Origin of the sequence: Methylibium sp. T29-B (assembly GCF_000576225.1) — a bacterium.
Taxonomy (GTDB): domain Bacteria; phylum Pseudomonadota; class Gammaproteobacteria; order Burkholderiales; family Burkholderiaceae_C; genus Methylibium; species Methylibium petroleiphilum.
On the sequence record NZ_AZSN01000324.1, the window covers coordinates 1 to 1,727 of the forward strand.

The window sequence follows — 1,727 nt, forward strand, 5'->3', positions numbered from 1 at the left end:
CGCGCCTCGCGCGTCAGGCCGCGCAGCAGCACCCAGGGCTCGGCGTCGTCCGCCGCAGATCGCACGCCCGTGCTCACCGCCGCACCCCCCGGTACCAGCGCGCCAGCGCCTGCTCCTGGTGCTGCTCGCGTGCCGTGCCCTGCGGCAGCCAGGCGGCATGGCCGCAGGCGGCGCGGGCGATGAAATCCAGCCAGGCCACGTGCCGCCGCAGCACGCGCTGCTGGCGATGCTGGATCAACGGATTGAACAGGCCGTGGCGCGTGAGCAGCTGGCGCGGGTTCTTCTTCACCCACAGCCACGAGCCCATCTCCAGCGTCAGCGGCAGGAACACGCGCTCGGAATGCTGCTCGCTGGCGCGCAGATAGAGGTGGTCCCACAGGTCGCCGTGCGCCAGGTACTGGCGGCTCTGCGGCTCGAACACGTAGCGGTGGTGAGTGTGCGCCTGGTCGAGCAGGACGTTCAGCGCATGCATCTCCGCCAGGTGCGGGATCGGCCGTGCCGTGTGGGCGTAGGGAAACCAGATGCGGTCGTGCAGGCCGAAGCCCGAGTGGCAGTCGACCGCGACGCTGAAGCGCCGCGTCAGCAGCTCCTCCTTCACCACGCGGCACAGCGCCTGGCTCTCGGCCTCCATCGCGGCGCCCAGCGCGCCGCGGTACCACGGCAGGCCGGCGCTGAGCCGCTGGCCGCCCACCAGGAAGGGCGCGCGATCGTCGGCGTCGACCGGCGCATTGCGCATCAGGTCCACGCCTTGCGGGTTGGCGCGCGTGCCGCGCCACAAGCCGCCAGGATTGACCAGCGGCATGAACACCAGGCGCAGCATGTCGAGCTGGCGGTGCAGCAGCACGTCCCACGACAGGCGGTTCACCACGCTGCGCAGGCAGGCCAGCACCACCTCGGCGCCGATCCGCTCCAGCCCGTGCACGCCGCCGAAGAAGCCCACCGCCGGCAGCGCCGGATCGGGGTTGCCCAGCGTGATGGCGTGAACCGGCAGGCAGAGGCCGTCGCCGACGCTCACCTCGCACACCACGCGCTGCTGCAGGTGCGCGCCGCCTTGCTCGACGATGCGCTGCAGTTCGGCGAGTTCGGCCAGTTCAGGAGAGATCACTCGGCACAGTCCGGCCACGGGAACCCCAGGATAGCGGCGCCGACCCGCCGGCATGGCCTTCTTCATGCGCCGCGGCGGGTTTCACCGCACCGCCATCAAGGTGTCACATGCCGCCGCTAGCGTGCGTCGGCACGGGCCTGTTCCAGGTCCGGCGCAACGCAGGGAGCCCCCATGAACGACGGTCGCACTCGACGCCAGCCTTTCGGCCTTCCGGCGCGCGCCCTCGGCAGCGCGCTGCTGTGGGGGGCGGTGGAGTTCGTCGCCTTGTGCCGCTCGCGCTGGGTGGGGCGGGGGCTGCGCAAGGCCTGACGCGGCCGCAGCGCGCGTCGCGCGGCAGGGCTCTACCAGTCCTTCAACCGCCGCTTGAGCTTCTGCACCACCACCGCGTGCATCTGCGACACGCGCGAGGGGCTGACGCCCAGCGACTCGGCGGCGTCCTGGTGGTCCAGGCCGCGCTCGTAGATCATCTTCATCATCAGCTGCTCGCGCTCTTCGAGCGTGTCGAACGCCGCGTTGAGGGCCGTCGTGCGCTGGCGGCGCTGCAGGGCGGCCAGCGGGTCGGCGTGGTCGTCGGCGGTGGCGTGCAGGTCGTCCTCGGCGCCGCGGGCCGAGGCCTCGTCGG

General features: G+C 72.1%; 3 protein-coding genes. 1 reads left to right on the forward strand and 2 read right to left on the reverse strand.

All coding sequences use genetic code 11. The features are described 5' to 3' along the window. Positions 1 to 73: 73 nt before the first annotated feature. Complete coding sequence (locus tag Y694_RS21610) at positions 74 to 1,105, reverse strand: M14 family zinc carboxypeptidase (protein ID WP_036236599.1); 1,032 nt, start codon at positions 1,103 to 1,105, stop codon at positions 74 to 76. 171 nt (positions 1,106 to 1,276) lie between these two features. On the opposite strand from Y694_RS21610, the gene Y694_RS24570 reads away from it, so the two are divergent. Then, positions 1,277 to 1,414, forward strand: coding sequence for a hypothetical protein (locus Y694_RS24570; protein WP_155935896.1), 138 nt, complete (start codon positions 1,277 to 1,279; stop codon positions 1,412 to 1,414). A 32-nt stretch (positions 1,415 to 1,446) separates the two neighbouring features. Here Y694_RS24570 and Y694_RS21615 read toward each other — a convergent pair. Beyond that, positions 1,447 to 1,727 (reverse strand): sigma-70 family RNA polymerase sigma factor (locus Y694_RS21615; protein WP_036236597.1); only part of this gene is annotated, 281 nt, incomplete at its 5' end.